Origin of the sequence: Aeromonas sp. Y318-3, assembly GCF_027706185.1 — a bacterium.
In the GTDB taxonomy this organism is placed as follows: Bacteria; Pseudomonadota; Gammaproteobacteria; order Enterobacterales; family Aeromonadaceae; genus Aeromonas; species Aeromonas veronii.
Genome location: NZ_JAPDCN010000020.1, coordinates 36810 through 50816, shown reverse-complemented (window position 1 = coordinate 50816; position 14007 = coordinate 36810). Strand labels below are relative to the sequence as shown.

At 61.6% G+C, this 14007-nt stretch carries 10 protein-coding genes; 2 read left to right on the top strand and 8 right to left on the bottom strand.

Going from position 1 to position 14007, the window contains the following annotated elements; translation table 11 throughout:
* Nucleotides 1-17 precede the first annotated feature (17 nt).
* A complete protein-coding gene (locus tag OKB77_RS20960; protein WP_005342304.1) occupies nucleotides 18-251 on the top strand; it encodes a hypothetical protein in 234 nt (77 codons plus the stop codon).
* On the opposite strand, the gene OKB77_RS20955 is transcribed toward OKB77_RS20960, so the two are convergent.
* Entirely contained in the window at nucleotides 181-1005 is an 825-nt protein-coding gene (locus OKB77_RS20955; protein ID WP_199428001.1) for an AraC family transcriptional regulator, read from the bottom strand. The genes OKB77_RS20960 and OKB77_RS20955 overlap by 71 nt on opposite strands.
* Nucleotides 1006-1097: 92 nt before the next feature.
* On the opposite strand from OKB77_RS20955, the gene OKB77_RS20950 reads away from it, so the two are divergent.
* On the top strand, nucleotides 1098-2225 hold the full coding sequence (locus OKB77_RS20950; RefSeq protein WP_199428002.1) for a multidrug effflux MFS transporter: 1128 nt from the start codon (nucleotides 1098-1100) through the stop codon (nucleotides 2223-2225).
* Between the two features lie 4 nt (nucleotides 2226-2229).
* Here OKB77_RS20950 and OKB77_RS20945 read toward each other — a convergent pair whose 3' ends face one another.
* The 7 genes from OKB77_RS20945 to OKB77_RS20915 all read right to left on the bottom strand — a co-directional run bounded on the left by OKB77_RS20945 (nucleotide 2230) and on the right by OKB77_RS20915 (nucleotide 13953).
* Entirely contained in the window at nucleotides 2230-2913 is a 684-nt protein-coding gene (locus OKB77_RS20945) for a response regulator (protein WP_005357169.1), read from the bottom strand.
* A 58-nt stretch (nucleotides 2914-2971) separates the two neighbouring features.
* Nucleotides 2972-5560, bottom strand: coding sequence for a sensor histidine kinase (locus OKB77_RS20940; protein ID WP_270818447.1), 2589 nt, complete (start codon nucleotides 5558-5560; stop codon nucleotides 2972-2974).
* 126 nt (nucleotides 5561-5686) lie between these two features.
* Nucleotides 5687-6214 carry a potassium-transporting ATPase subunit C gene (locus OKB77_RS20935; protein WP_199428004.1) on the bottom strand — a complete coding sequence of 176 codons (528 nt, stop codon included), beginning with the start codon at nucleotides 6212-6214 and terminating at the stop codon, nucleotides 5687-5689.
* Between the two features lie 62 nt (nucleotides 6215-6276).
* On the bottom strand, nucleotides 6277-8334 hold the full coding sequence (kdpB, locus tag OKB77_RS20930; protein WP_047439857.1) for a potassium-transporting ATPase subunit KdpB: 2058 nt from the start codon (nucleotides 8332-8334) through the stop codon (nucleotides 6277-6279).
* A 67-nt stretch (nucleotides 8335-8401) separates the two neighbouring features.
* Nucleotides 8402-10096: a potassium-transporting ATPase subunit KdpA gene (gene kdpA, locus OKB77_RS20925; protein ID WP_013723346.1), complete on the bottom strand. Its 1695-nt coding sequence runs from the start codon at nucleotides 10094-10096 to the stop codon at nucleotides 8402-8404.
* A 463-nt stretch (nucleotides 10097-10559) separates the two neighbouring features.
* The gene (gene gorA / locus OKB77_RS20920) at nucleotides 10560-11909 is read right to left on the bottom strand and encodes a glutathione-disulfide reductase (RefSeq protein ID WP_064339089.1); all 1350 of its coding nucleotides are present in this window, start codon (nucleotides 11907-11909) and stop codon (nucleotides 10560-10562) included.
* A 76-nt stretch (nucleotides 11910-11985) separates the two neighbouring features.
* A complete protein-coding gene (locus tag OKB77_RS20915) occupies nucleotides 11986-13953 on the bottom strand; it encodes an ATP-binding protein (protein WP_064341118.1) in 1968 nt (655 codons plus the stop codon).
* Nucleotides 13954-14007: the final 54 nt, after the last annotated feature.

The window sequence follows — 14007 nt, the reverse complement described above, 5'->3', positions numbered from 1 at the left end:
ATACCGGAGCAAACCAGATGAAAAGCCTGATCGCTACCCTGATTGTGAGTGCCCTGAGCCTGAACGTGATGGCCAACGAAAACCCGCGGCCCGAGCTGGAGAGTGCCCAACTGGAGCAAGATGTGCAGAGCGAGTTGCAACAGGCATCTCATGCCGTGGTGCAGGATGCGTTGCACAATCTCAAGCCGCTGGCGCTGGATACCCTGGTGGTGGAGGCGAGTCAGGCTGTGGCGACTCACCCCGAGAGTTGAGGTAGCGCAGGGGGGTCTGTCCCGTATGTTGTTTGAAGAAGCTGATGAAGGCGCTGTCGCTGGAGAACTCCAGCGCAGCGGCAATCCGGCTGATGGGCTCGCTTTCTGCCAGCAGCTCCATGGCGCGCAACAGCCGCCACTGCTGACGCCACGCCTGATAGCTCATGCCGGTCTCCCGCATGAAGATGCGGCCAATGGTCTTGTCACTGGCACCCACCCGCTCGGCCAGCCGGTTGAGCCGATCGGGCAGGGCATCCCCCCGTTTCAACTGCTGTAGCCAGTCGCCCAGTCTGGGATCGGTCGGCAGCGGCAACTGCCACGACTCCCGCGGCGCCTGCCCCAACTCCTCCATAAACAGTGCCACCGTCCGCTGTTGCTGCTCTTGCGGTTTGTCCCACGGCCAGAGCGCCATCCGCTCGATCAGTTCGTGCAGCAGTGGATTGACCGCCAGCACCTCCACCGTGCCGGGCAACTCGGGGTGCGGCTGGAAGTAGAGAGAGCGATAGGCCACCACGCCGCGCATCAGTACCCGGTGGGCGGTGCCCGCTGGCAGCCAGGCGGCGCGGGTAGGTGGCAGCAGGCAGACCCGACCTTCCAGCTCCATGGTCATGCAGCCGGATTGGGCGAACAGCAGCTGATGGCGTTGATGTTGATGCAGACCCGAGTCGTGCCAACCGAGCGCGGAGGCAATGCCGATCACGCTGCCCGTCAGCTGGTCGGGGTCAAAAGGGTGATCGGGAAGAATAAAGGCCATATGTCCGATTTTTGATGTTTATAGTCCTGCTTATTGTAATCAGACAATTTGAATCTCTCTAGACTGGCGACCTCTTGTGAAGGAGGTTTGTCATGAACAACAAGTTGCCACCGCTCTGGCTGGTGGTGGGATTGATGATGTTTCCCCAAATTGTGGAGACCATCTACAGCCCGGTACTGACCCACATCGCCAGCCAGTTTCGGGTGAGCGAGGGGCAGGCATCCCAGACCCTGTCGGTCTATTTTCTGGCGTTTGCGGTGGGCGTGGTCTGCTGGGGGCGGCTATGCGATCTGATCGGACGGCGTCCCGCCATGCTGGCGGGTCTGCTCACCTATGGCGTCGGCACCTTGCTGGCGCTGCTGGCCAACCAGTTTGAAACCCTGCTGCTGGCCCGGGTCATCTCGGCCTTTGGCGCTGCGGTAGGATCCGTGGTGACACAGACCATGCTGCGCGATAGCTATCAGGGCAGCGATCTGGCACGGGTCTTCTCGGTGATGGGCATAGCGCTCTCCTTGAGCCCGGTGCTGGGGCTGCTCAGTGGTGGCCAGCTGGCGAGCGGGTTCGGCTATCTCGGAGTGTTCAGCGGTCTGCTGGTACTGGCAGTAGGTTTGCTGCTGGTGACCTGCTGGCAGTTGCCGGAAACCCGCCCGGCCACCAACCAGCGAGTCGCGCTCTGGCCGCTGGCGTGCCGGATGATAAAAGATGGTGGGCTCTGGCGCAGTGCCATGCTGGTTGCCCTGTTCAACACCATGCTGTTTGGTTACTACAGTCTGGCCCCGTTCCTGTTTGCTGGGTTGGGGCTGAGCACTGGCGAGTTTGGTTACTCGGGGATCTTGCTGGCGCTAGCGACTCTGCTCGGCGGCCTGCTCAACAAGCATCTGTTAGGGAGAGGGTGGCAGCCGTCCTCTCTGGTCAGGTTGGCTTGCGCTCTGGCGCTGGTCGCCGGGCTGCTGGTCTGGGCGAGTCAGTCCAGCCTCTGGTTCCTGTTGCCCATGATGGGTGTGGTGGTGGCCTTCGGGCTGGCTATCCCCAATGTGCTGAGTCAGGCGCTGCTGGCCTATCGCGAGGTCGCTGGCAGTGCTGGCGCCCTGTTCGGGCTTGGCTACTACCTGCTGCTCAGTCTGGGGTTGGCGGTGGCGGCCGGATTGCAGGATCTCGGCCTGTTGCTGAGTGGCTGTGGTCTGTCGGCGCTGATTTGCTGTGGGCGTCGTTCCACGTGAAACGTCAGTTGCCGATAAAGCGGTAGCCAATACCGGATTCGGTCTCGATAAGCGTCGGTTGCTGGGGGTTATCCCCCAGCTTTTTGCGCAGGCTGGCGATGACGATGCGCAGGTAGTGGGTGTCCTCCTTGTGGCTCGGCCCCCAGATGTCATTGAGCAGCTGGGTCTGCATCACCAGCTTGCCGGGGTGGCACACCAGCGCCTGCAACAGGGCGAACTCCTTGCGGGAGAGGGGGATCTCTTCGTCTTTCATGGTCACCTTGTGGCTGCTGACATCCAGCGTCAGGCCGCATTGGGGGAAGTGGCGCCGCTCGCCGCTGCTGACACCAGCCCGCTGGCGCAACAGCACGCGAATGCGGGCCATCATCTCGCCGATGCCAAACGGCTTGCTCATGTAGTCGTTGGCACCGGCATCCAGCAGCCGCACCTTCTCCTGCTCCGAATCGCGGGCCGACAACACCAGCACCGGATTGGGGTGGTGCTCGCGAATGGCCTGCAACACCTGAATGCCATCGCCATCCGGCAGACCGAGATCGAGGATCACCAGATCGGGGTTGAGGTGGCGATACTGCTCCAGCCCTTCATTGACCCCCACCGCCTCACTCACCTGATGCCCCTCGGCAATCAGGCTGATCCGCAGAAAGCGACGGATCGCCGCTTCATCATCTATGACCAGAATGTGTGCCATCGAACCTCCAGAGGCGAATGGTGGGAGGGGCTGATTGACCCGATCTGGCGGTCAGCCATCAGACCTCCGGTGAATTGAGGGCGAGCGGCAGGGAGATGCGCATGCAGGTTCCGTTGCCATTGGGGCCGGAGAAGGCCCAAATCTTGCCGCCGTGGGCCTCTATCATAGCGCGGGAAATGGCGAGGCCAAGCCCGGTGCCACGGCTGCCGCAATCGCCCACCGGCTGGGTGTAGAAGAGATTGAAGATCTTCTCCCGATCCGACTCGGCGATACCGACCCCGATATCGATGATGTCGATGATGAGGTCGGGCTCGGCCACCATCACCTTGAACTCGATGGGGGTGCCTGCCGGCGAGTAGCGGGAGGCGTTGTCGAGGATGTTGACCAGCACCTGCTCGATCAGGGCGCCATGGACATAGAGCTGGGGCACATGCTGATCGAAATGGACCAGCAGCTTGTGCTGGCGCCAGGAGGAGTCGAGTCGCTTGCGGGCGCTCTCCACCAGATCCGCCAGATCGACCCAGTCCCGTTTCAGCTGGAAGTCGGGGGAGCCGATGCGGGTCATATCCAGCAGATTCTGCACATAGCTGTGCAGGCGGCGCGCCTCCTCCTGCACCGAGTGGAGCAGTTCGTCACGGTCTTCGGCGGGGATCCGGTCACCATATTCCAGCAGAGTGCTGCCTGCCCCCATGATGGTCGCCAGTGGCGTCTTCAAATCGTGGGAGACCGAGGAGAGCAGGGCCGCGCGCATCCGGTCGGTCTCCGCCTGTAGCTGGCTATCGGCCAGCCGCTCGTTGAGGTCGATCCGCGCCAGCGCGGCGCGAATGTCGGTGAGCAGCGCCTGCAGCTGGTGTTCGGCAGAGGAGGAGAGCGGATTGGCCAGCGTTATGCCGATCACCAGATCATCGTTGAGGTGGTGATACTGGGCCTCGGCGGCATTGAGGGTCGCAGTGTGGGCCCCGGCGCTCTGCTTCTGGGCCAGACACCAGTCGATGGCCGCCTTGTCGGTCTGGCCGGGCCTGTGCTTCTCGTTGCCGAGCCGATCATTGAACTCCTTGTCAATCACCACGGTCGGCTGGCCTAGCGCCAGTGCAATGGCCTGGGCACCTTGTCTGAGCACCTCCTCCGGGCTGCTGGCGGTGGCCAGCCCCTGACTGAGGGAGAGCAGGGCATTGCCCAGCTGCTGGGTCTCGCGCAGACCGATCAGCTGTTGCCGCTGGCGGGAGGCGAGGCGTCCCGCCGTCATACCGACGATAAGCAGCACAAACAGGGTGAGCAGGTCGCTGTGGTTGGCGACGCTCAGGGAGAAGTAGGGGGCGGTGAAGAGCAGATTGTGGGCGATAAAGCCCAGCACCGCCGCCAGTGTGGCGGGCACCAGACTGGTGGTGAGGGCAGTCGCCAGCACCCCCAGTACAAAGATGAGCGGCAACGCTGCTGGTGGCAGCCAGTAGGAGAGTCCCCAGGCGGCGGCCGAGGTGATCCCCATGATCACCACTGCCAGCAGGCTGTGGTGTATATCCTTCGGGGTCGGGACGCGCATCCCCACTTCGGGCTTCTGCTTCTCGGTATCGACCAGCGTGATTTCGAGCCCCTGCGCCTGTTTGAGCAGGTGTTGCACCAGCGAGCGACGCCATGGCGCCTTGTGGGGTTTGCCGAGCAGCAGTTGGGAGACCTGCAGCTGTTCGGCGGTCTCCAGCAGGGTGTTGGCGACCGCCGGGCTTGATAGCGTCAGCACCTTGGCACCGAGGTGGGAGGCGAGCGCCAGCGCCTGCTCCACATCGGCCGAGCGGCGGCCATTGCTGTCGACATGCACCACCAGCCACGGGAGCTGACGGCGCTGGGCAAAGCGGTGGCCGTAGCGCACCAGCGCCGAGCCGTGCAGGTCGCCGAGGCAGACCATCAGCTTGCCCCGCAGCGGCAAGGTACTCTTGCCTGCTGCCTGCCACTGCAGTTGCAGATCGCCCTCCACATGGCTGGCGGCGGTCTGCATCGCCAGCTCCCGCAATGCGGTGAGGTTGTTGAGGGAGAAGAAGGATTGCAGTGCCGCCTTGGCCTGATGGGGCACATAGACCTTGCCCTCCTTGAGGCGGCCGAGCAGCTCCTTGGGGGGCAGGTCGATCAGCACCAGACTATCGGCTTCCAGCAGCACCTGATCGGGCAGGGTCTCTTTCACCCTGACCCCGGTCAGCTGCCACACCAGATCGTTGAGACTCTCCAGATGCTGCACGTTGAGGGTGGTGTAGACGTCGATCCCGGCGTTGAGCAGCTCCTCCACATCCTGCCAGCGCTTCTCGTGGCGGCTGCCGGGGGCGTTGCTGTGGGCCAGCTCGTCCACCACGGCGATGGCCGGTTTGCGGGCGAGCAGGCCGTCGAGATCCATCTCCTCCAGTCGCTGCTGGCGGTGCATGTGGATCTTGCGCGGCATGATGGCGAGCTTGTCGAGCAGGGCCAGCGTCTCCTGCCGGCCGTGGGTCTCCACCACGCCGATCAGGATGTCGACCCCCTCTTTGGCCTGTTCCCGCACAGCCTGCAGCATGGCGTAGGTCTTTCCCACGCCGGGAGCGGCCCCGAGAAACACCTTCAGCTTGCCCTTGTGCTCCTGTTCCAGGCTCGCCAGCAGGGCGTCGGCCCTTACCTCATCACGCATCCCCATGCTCCTGCATCAGACTCGCCAGCAGGGCGTCAGCGCTTGCTACATCAGCCATTGTTATCCCTATCGAGCCAACCGCCCGTTTCGAAAATCGAGGTCATCACCAAACCGGAATGGGCGCCATCAGGCGCCCTTTTTATGATCCAGTTGCAGATTCAGCTGGAGAATGTTGACCACCTGCGGGCCAAGGATACCAGCTTGTGTGGCCGACTTGACCTGCTCCGTCAGTTGGGCGGGATCCAGTCCACGTTCTTTGGCGACGCGGTCGACCTGAGCCAGCACCGCATCCAGCGGCAGATGGGGATCGAGGCCGGAGGCGGAGCGGGTCAGCATGGCGGGGGAGCGGGTTCCAGGCTGTGCCTTGGCCACCTGTTCGGCAAACTCTGCCCGCAGCGGTGAGCTCATCCCCAGATTGCTGGCGCTGCCGCCAATGGTGTTGAAATCGCTGGCTGAGGGGCGGGGATGGAAGTAGTCAGCCCGCTCGAATCTCTGCCCCAGCAGGGCGCTGCCGATGAGTTGCTGCTTGCTGTCGGTGAGCTGGCTGCCGTTGGCCTGCCAGGGGAACAGCAGTTGGGCCAGCCCGGTCACCGCCAGCGGATAACCCACTCCCAGCAGCAGGGTCAGGGTCAACAGGGTTCTGATTGCTATCATGATTCTCTTGCTCCAAATGGATGGCAGGGGATGCGGGTCTGACCCGCATCCCGGTTATGTCGTTACACCAGACCCAGGCCGGTAATGACCAGGTCGATCAGCTTGATGCCAATAAACGGCACCAGCAGGCCACCGACACCGTAGATCAGCAGGTTGCGGCGCAGCAGGCTGGCGGCCGAGCCTTTCAGGTCGACACCGCGCAGCGCCAGCGGCACCAGCGCCACAATGATCAGGGCGTTGAAGATGATGGCCGACAGGATGGCGCTCTGCGGGCTGCCCAGCTGCATCAGGTTCAGTGCCCCCAGTTGCGGGTAGGCGGCGATGAACAGGGCTGGCAGGATGGCGAAGTACTTGGCCACGTCGTTGGCGATGGAGAAGGTGGTCAGGGCGCCACGGGTCACCAGCAGCTGTTTGCCGACCAGCACCACGTCCAGCAGCTTGGTGGGGTTGGAGTCGAGATCCACCAGATTGCCCGCCTCCTTGGCAGCCTGGGTACCCTCATTCATGGCCAGCCCCACGTCAGCCTGCGCCAGTGCGGGCGCATCGTTGGCGCCGTCACCGCACATGGCGACCAGGCGACCATCGGCCTGCTCCTGCCGGATATAGGCGAGCTTCTTCTCCGGCGTCGCTTCGGCGATGAAGTCATCCACCCCGGCTTCGGCGGCGATGGCGGCGGCGGTTTTCGGGTTGTCTCCGGTGATCATCACGGTACGGATCCCCATATGGCGCAGGATCTGGAAGCGAGCCTTGATACCGGGCTTGATGATGTCCTTGAGGTAGACCACCCCCAGCAGTTTCTCCTGAGTGCAGACCAGCAGCGGAGTCCCACCCTGACGGGCGATGCTGTCGACTGACTTGAGCACCAGCTCCGGCACCGCCTTGCGGTCGAGGCTGAGGTAGTTCAACACGGCATCCACCGCACCCTTGCGATATTGATGACCGTTGCGATCCAGTCCGCTCAGCCGGGTTTCGGCGCTGAAGGGGATCACCTTGTCGCTCTCCAGCTGACTCGGCTTGGCCATGCTCTTGCTGGCCAGAGTCAGGATGGATTTGCCCTCCGGGGTGTTGTCACCCAGCGAGGCCAGCATGGCGGCTTGTGCCAGCAGGGCGGGGTCGACACCCGGTGCCGGGATCAACTCGTCGGCCATCCGGTTGCCGAAGGTGATGGTGCCGGTCTTGTCCAACAGCAGGGTGCGCACGTCACCGGCCGCTTCGACGGCACGGCCAGACTTGGCGATGACGTTCAGCTTCACCAGTCGATCCATACCGGCAATACCGATGGCTGAGAGCAGGCCGCCGATGGTGGTCGGGATCAGGGTGATAAAGAGGGCAATCAGGTAGAGGCGCGGTACCTGGGTGCCGTTGTAGTCGAGGAACCAGGGCAGGGTGGCGACTACCAGCAGGAAGATCAGGGTCAAGCCCACCAGCAGGGCGTCGAGCGCCATCTCGTTGGGGGTCTTCTGGCGCTTGGCCCCTTCCACCAGTGCAATCATCCGATCCAGCGTGCTCTCGCCCGGATTGTTGCTGACGCGCACCCAGATCTCGTCGGAGACGACCGTCGTGTTGCCGGTCACGCCGCTGCGGTCGGTACCCGACTCGCGGATGACGGGGGCGGATTCGCCGGTGATGGCGGCCTCGTTGACCGAGGCGATACCAGCGACCACTTCGCCGTCGGCCGGGATCATCTCGCCGCTGCGTACCAGCACCAGATCCCCCTTCATCAGGCTGGTGGCGGGTACCCATTCGCCCTGACCATCTTTTGCGTTAGCCACCCGGCGGGCCTTGAGCTGGCTCATGCCCGCTTTCAGGCTGTCGGCGCGGGCCTTGCCGCGCCCCTCGGCCAGGGTTTCCGCGAAGTTGGCAAACCAGAGGGTCAGCCAGAGCCAGGCGGTCAGCTGCCAGGCCAGCGAGGGGGCGACGCCGGAGAAAGGCTGCCCCAGCAGGGACTCCACGGTCGCCATGACTGCGGCCAGCCAGAGGGTGAACAGGATGGGGCTGCCAAACAGCGCCTTGGGATTGAAGCGATAGAGGGCCTCAACCATTGCCTGGATGATCTGTGATTTCTGTTTTTTGCCCTTCACCAACATGGTGTCGGTGCTCATTGCAGTGGACTTGCTCATTGGAAAGCTCCCAGCATCAGATAGTTGGCCATTGGCATCCGGATGGTGATCGAAAGGGTCTGGTTCATCAGAATGCACCTCCGATCAGACTCAGATGTTCGGCCACCGGGCCCAGTGCCAGCACCGGCAGGAAGGAGAGGCCACCTATCAGCAGGACGGTGATGATCAGCAGGGTAACGAACAGCGGGCCGCTGATGGGGAAGTCCCCTACGCTCGTCTCCTGACGGGGCGCGCGGGCCAGCTGACCGGCGATGGCCAGTACCGGAATGATGTAGCCGAAGCGACCGAGCAGCATGGCCAGACCGATGGCGATGCACTGCCAGTTGTCACCGGCGGCAAAACCGGCGAAGGCGGAGCCGTTGTTGCCGGCAGCCGAGGCATAGGCATAGATGAGGCGTGACAGACCGTGCGGGCCATCATGGCCGATGATGCTGCTGGCATCCGGCATCAGCAGGGTGACACCACCGATCACCAAAACCCCCACCGGCATGACCAGCATGCTGGCGACGACCCACTTCATTTCGGTGATGCCGAGGCGTTTGCCCAGATAGGTCGGGGTACGTCCCACCATCAGGCCGCACAGGAACACGGTCAGAAGCACGAACAGCATCATGCCGTAGATACCGGAGCCGACCCCGCCGAAGATGACCTCACCCAGCAGCATGTTGATCATGCCCACCATGCCGCCGAGCGGAGTAAAGCTGTCGTGCATGGCGTTGACGGCACCGTTGGAGGCGGCAGTAGTCGCCACTTCCCAGATGCTGGAGAGCACAGGGCCGAAGCGGCTCTCCTTGCCTTCCCAGTTGCCAGCCATGTTGCTGGCGTCAGTAGTGAGCTGGGCGAGGGCGGGATCCGGTTTCAGCTCCTGGGAGAGGGAGACGAAGAGCCCCAGCACCAGCATGAGGGTCATGGCACCGAGAATGGCGCGGCTGTGGGCCATGTCCTTCACATAGCGGCCCAGAGTAAAGACCATGGCGGCGGCGATGGTGAGCAGGGCGACCATCTCCAGCCAGTTGGAGAGGGCTGTCGGGTTCTCGAACGGATGTGCCGAGTTGATGCCGAAGAAGCCGCCGCCGTTGGAGCCAAGCTGCTTGATGGCGATCTGCGAGGCCGCCGGGCCGAGGGGCAGCAGCTGCTCCTGACCTTCCACACCGTGGAACGACAGATAGGCGGAGAGGCTTTGCGGCACACCTTGCCATACCAGCACCAGCGCCATGATCAGCGCGATGGGCAGCAGCACATAGAGGCAGAAACGCACCAGATCCTGCCAGAAGTTGCCAAGGTTGATGGTCTGCTGACGGGCGATACCGCGGAACAGGGCAATGGCGACGGCGGCGCCCGTCCCTGCGGAGACGAAGTTCTGGGTGGTCAGGCCCACCATCTGGCTGAAGTAGGAGAGGCTGGCCTCACCGGAATAGGCTTGCCAGTTGGTGTTGGTCATAAAGCTGACCGCGGTGTTGAATGCCAGTTGCCAGCTCAGACCCGGCAGTTGTTGCGGGTTGAGGGGCAGCAACCCCTGAGCCATCAGGATCAGGAACAGCAGACCGAAACCGGCGCCGTTGAAGGCCAGCAGGCTGAGGGCGTAGGACTTCCAGTCCTGCTCCCGTCCATCGGTGCCACAGCAAGCCAGCGTGGCGCGCTCGACCGGTGCCAACCAGCGGATTTTGCCTTCAAATACCCGGTAGATGTAGTTGCCCAGCAGCGGTGCTGGTAGCAGAACCAGCAGCACGAAGGCCACCGGATAGATTATTTCTTGCCACATGTTCTAGTTCCTCACTCGTGGTCACGGCGCGTCAGGGCACGCATTGGATTGCTCACGAGGCTCGGCAGTTTGCTGGCCACCGGGTAGATAATTTCTTGCTGCATATAGGTAGTCCCTCACTCGTGACTGCGCGTGAGTGCGCGCATCAGATAGGCCATCAAGGCGAGGACGAGCAGCAGATATAGCCAATTCATATCGACTCCATTGAGATAATTAGCTGCGAGAGCCGATGTAAGACCATATCGACTCTGTTGGTGTCATTGACGCTGAAAAGGGTATGTAAAACAGGCGTAAAGGCGCCATAAAGCGCCATGTGGCAGGCGTAAAATCGGCGTAAAGAACGACGGATCTGCGAGAGAAATGGCGAGGAGGGATCAAAAAACCCGGCCTGAGCCGGGTTTGGATGAAGGGATTACATGGCTGTAGACGCCGGCTGCTCGTGACAGGCCAACTTCATCTGTCCTTAGCGCATAGTGACGAACTCTTCAGCACTGGTCGGATGGATAGCCACGCAGTTGTCGAAATCTGCCTTGGTGGCGCCCATCTTCATGGCGACGCCGAAACCTTGCAGGATCTCGTCCATCGCAAAGCCGATGCCATGCAGACCGACCACCTTCTCTTCCGGGCCGACGCAGACCAGCTTCATCCGGGTGGGCTGGCGATGCTGGGTCAGCGCAGAGTACATGGCGGTGAACTGGCTGCGGTAGACCTTCACCTGGTCCTCGCCGTATTGGGCGATGGCTTCCGGTTCGGTCAGGCCGATGGTGCCGATGGGCGGGTGGCTGAACACCACGGTCGGCACCAGATCGTAGTTGAGGTGCTCGTTCGGCTTGTTGTTGAACAGCCGCTCGGAGAGGCGACGGCCCGCAGCGACGGCCACCGGGGTGAGCTGGATGCGACCCGTGTTGTCACCCACTGCATAGATGTTGGCGACGGAAGTGTTCTGGAACTTGTCGGTCGGGATAAAGCCCTTCTCGTCCAGCGCGATGCCTGCGGCAGCCAGATTGAGGTTGTCGGTAGCCGGTACCCGGCCGATGGCCCAGATCAGGCAGTCGACGGTGAGGTGGCGACCATCTTCCAGTTGCAGGGTCAGGCTGTTGTCAGCGTTCTTGAGCACGGCTTTGGGAATGGCGTGGGTGTGCAGCTTGGGCCCTTCCTGCGCCATGATTTCGACCAGAGTCTCGTGGATCATGGGGTCGAAGTTGCGCAGCGGCGCGTGCTTGCGCACCACCAGATGGGTCTCTGAGCCGAGTGCCTGCATCACCCCGGCGATCTCGACTGCGATGTAGCCCGCGCCAACTACGGCAACCCGCTTGGGTTGGCTTTGCAGGTCAAAGAAACCGTCGGAGTCGATACCCAGCTCGGCTCCCGGGATCGCTGGAATTTCCGGGCGGCCACCGGTGGCGATCAGGATGTGATCAGCCGTGTAGTGCTCGCCATTGACCTCGATGGTGTTGCTGCTGACGAAGCGGGCGAAGCCCTTGATGACGGTGATCTGGTTCTTGCCCAGTACGTTCTGATAGGACTGGTGAATGCGGCCGATGTAGGCCTGGCGGGACTCGACCAGCTTGGCCCAGTTGAAGTGGTTGAGGGTGGTGTCAAAGCCGTAGTCGGCGCCATATTTCAGGGCATCAGCGATCTGACCTGCATACCACATGGCCTTCTTCGGTACGCAGCCTACGTTGACGCAGGTTCCACCCAACTCTTTGGCTTCAATCAGGGCAACTTTCTTACCGTACATGGCAGCCCGGTTGGCAGACGCAATACCGCCGCTGCCGCCGCCGATGGCGATATAGTCAAAATGCTGTGCCATTGCGAGGTTCTCCGCTCATTAAGAATGCAATCACAGCATGATGGGGATAAAGCGGCTGGCTCACAAGAGCCAGCGCTCAGTTATGTTGGATCGGCAGGCGAATATGGAACTGGGCGCCCTGGCCCGGTTCGCTGGCACAGCTGATACGGCCTTTCAGCAGTTGCACCACCAGGTTGTAGATGATGTGGGTGCCAAGACCGCTGCCGCCCTGACCCCGCTTGGAGGTGACGAAGGGATCGAAGATGCGCGGCAAGATTTCGGGCGGGATGCCGCGGCCGTTGTCCGAGTAGTCGATAAACAGCTCTTCTCCCTGCTGTTCCACCTTGATGGTGATCTTCTTCGGTTTGTCCCAGTTGTCGAACCCGTGGTTGATGGAGTTGAGGATCAGGTTCGAGTAGATCTGGGTAAAACTGCCCGGGAAGGAGAAGATAGACAGCTTGGGATCGCACTGGATATCCACTTCGCACTGGCTCTTCTTCAGTTTGTGGCCAAGCGAGACCACCACCTGATGCAGGTTGTCGGCAAGGCTAAAGTTGTAGCGCGCTTCCGATGACTGGTCGACCGCTACCTGCTTGAAGCTGGCAATCAGCTCGGAGGCGCGCCGCAGGTTGCTCTGCAGCAGTTGCATCGACTCGTCGAGGTTGATGGTGAACTCGTTGAGATAGGAGCGCGACAGCTGCTTGGAGTCGATATGGGACTTGAAGTCGGCGACCCGCTCCTGCAGGTAGGAGGAGGCGGTCACGCTGATGCCGATCGGAGTGTTGATCTCGTGTGCCACCCCGGCTACCAGCGAGCCGAGGGAGGCCATCTTCTCCGACTCCACCAGGGTCTGCTGGGCCTGTTTCAGGTCATCGTACGCCTTGCCCAGCTGGTTGTTGGCTTCACTCAGGCTGCGGGTACGTTCCACCACCTTGCCTTCCAGCTGTTCGTTGAGCTGGATTATCTCCCGCTCGACCTTTTTCAGCTGGGTGATGTCGTAGCCGAAGCCGATCTGGTATTTGAGGTTGGGGCCATCGTAGAAGGGGACGAAGGTCCATTGCAGTACCAGCTCATGGGCCTGCTGGTCATGCATGATGACCTCTTTGTCTGATAGTGAACCTTCCGCTGCCAGAATATCGTTCAGCTCTTCCCGCTGTGCCGGACTGACAAAGAGATCCAGCCAGTTGTGCTGCAACAATTCTTGCTGGTGGTAGCCGGTCAGCAGTATGGCTGCCGGGTTGATGCTGGCGATGGTCAAATCCGGCTCCATGCAGCAGATGACCATGTTGGCGGAGTTGATCAGGGTGGCAGAGAAGTCCCGCTCCTTTTGCAGCTGTTCCACCGCCTGATGGCGAGCAACCAGCTCGTCACGCAGTCGGGTACGCATCTGGTTGAGGGTGGAGACCAGGGTATCCAGCTCATCGGGTTTCTTGCGTGGCTGCGGGCGGCCTTCCAGCTCCAGCGCCATGTCGAGCCGATCGAGGTTGAACTTTTGGGCGTAGTTGGCGATGCGGTTGATGTGCCTGACCACCAGATAGTAAATGATGATCAGGATGCAAAATGAGACCACCAGGGTCTTGATGGTCTGGCTGACCATGATCAGCACCGATTTTTCGATGAGGCGCTGGTAGATCTGCTCGAGAGAGGCGGCAACGAACAGCTTGCCGACGATTTCACCCTGATAGGTGAGGTTGAATTCGCGCGAGATATCATAGCTTTCCCGCTCGACCCCCTGGGTCAGCAGCGGGACTTCGGAGTTGCCGAGCATCTCCTTGACCATCACGAACTGCATGTTGGGCAGGTTCATGATCCCTTCAATTTGCACTTTAACCTGCTCTTCATCCAGGTTCCACAAGCTGGCTGCGATGGGTTGCAGGAACGAGGCCTCGATCTGGCCGATGCTGTCTTCGATGACGGCGACATCCTTGCGGTAATCCCACGCGAGTTGCAGCGCCGTAATGATCATCGCCAATACGGTACTGCAGACCAGAATGTAGGAGAGCAGGCGATATGAGAGTCCGTTGCGGCCTACGGCCCTGGCGGTCTTGGTGAAGAGTCCTGACATGGCGTCCTTGCGGTCTGGATGTGGTGTTTTTTAGTTTAACTGCTTCATGCACTT

Excerpts from the sequence above, each read along its gene's own strand:
- OKB77_RS20940 (WP_270818447.1), bottom strand. The coding sequence starts at position 5,560 with ATGCGTGATGAGGTAAGGGCCGACGCCCTGCTGGCGAGCCTGGAACAG.
- kdpB (WP_047439857.1), bottom strand. The coding sequence starts at position 8,334 with ATGAGCAAGTCCACTGCAATGAGCACCGACACCATGTTGGTGAAGGGC.
- gorA (WP_064339089.1), bottom strand. The coding sequence starts at position 11,909 with ATGGCACAGCATTTTGACTATATCGCCATCGGCGGCGGCAGCGGCGGT.
- OKB77_RS20950 (WP_199428002.1), top strand. The coding sequence starts at position 1,098 with ATGAACAACAAGTTGCCACCGCTCTGGCTGGTGGTGGGATTGATGATG.
- OKB77_RS20915 (WP_064341118.1), bottom strand. The coding sequence starts at position 13,953 with ATGTCAGGACTCTTCACCAAGACCGCCAGGGCCGTAGGCCGCAACGGA.
- OKB77_RS20960 (WP_005342304.1), top strand. The coding sequence starts at position 18 with ATGAAAAGCCTGATCGCTACCCTGATTGTGAGTGCCCTGAGCCTGAAC.
- OKB77_RS20955 (WP_199428001.1), bottom strand. The coding sequence starts at position 1,005 with ATGGCCTTTATTCTTCCCGATCACCCTTTTGACCCCGACCAGCTGACG.
- OKB77_RS20945 (WP_005357169.1), bottom strand. The coding sequence starts at position 2,913 with ATGGCACACATTCTGGTCATAGATGATGAAGCGGCGATCCGTCGCTTT.
- OKB77_RS20935 (WP_199428004.1), bottom strand. The coding sequence starts at position 6,214 with ATGATAGCAATCAGAACCCTGTTGACCCTGACCCTGCTGCTGGGAGTG.
- kdpA (WP_013723346.1), bottom strand. The coding sequence starts at position 10,096 with ATGTGGCAAGAAATAATCTATCCGGTGGCCTTCGTGCTGCTGGTTCTG.